Genomic DNA, 439 nt, shown 5'->3' on the forward strand with positions numbered 1-439 from the left:
AGCTTTCACTTGGATCAAGGAAAACGTATCAATGCCATTTGACTTCGACGGAGAACAGCAATTCATATCAGACTTGAAACAGTTAGTTAAAATTAACGCTTTGAAGTTTGGTAAAATATATGATGGAGTATTAAATTGAAAGTTAAAACGCTAACTAGAAGCATGGCTTTAAATGAAAATATAGTGGAACAAATAAAAATTTACTTCGGGATATTTTCAGGAAATGCTATTCTTGATATAAAAGACATGGATAATATTTCTGATTTAGAAGAAGATTTACTCATGTTTATTGAAGATAATGAGGAAGTTAATTCTTTTTCGTACGAAAATGGACTATTATCAATATCACTTAAATAGTAAAGGGGAATAAATGACAACACTAAGAGAATTGCATAAAAAACTTAAAATTAAACAAACGCTTGACAACTACGTACGCAAC

General features: G+C 29.6%; 2 protein-coding genes. Both read left to right on the forward strand.

Annotated elements, in window-relative coordinates; translation table 11 throughout:
• The first annotated feature begins 13 nt into the window (after positions 1-13).
• Positions 14-139 carry a hypothetical protein gene (locus tag FDW96_RS25680; protein WP_373562167.1) on the forward strand — a complete coding sequence of 42 codons (126 nt, stop codon included), beginning with the start codon at positions 14-16 and terminating at the stop codon, positions 137-139.
• Entirely contained in the window at positions 136-357 is a 222-nt protein-coding gene (locus FDW96_RS02860; protein WP_137365193.1) for a hypothetical protein, read from the forward strand. Before FDW96_RS25680 ends, FDW96_RS02860 begins: the two co-directional genes overlap by 4 nt.
• Positions 358-439: the final 82 nt, after the last annotated feature.

This window comes from Citrobacter sp. TBCS-15 (assembly GCF_005280815.1).
Classification (GTDB): Bacteria; Pseudomonadota; Gammaproteobacteria; order Enterobacterales; family Enterobacteriaceae; genus Citrobacter; species Citrobacter werkmanii.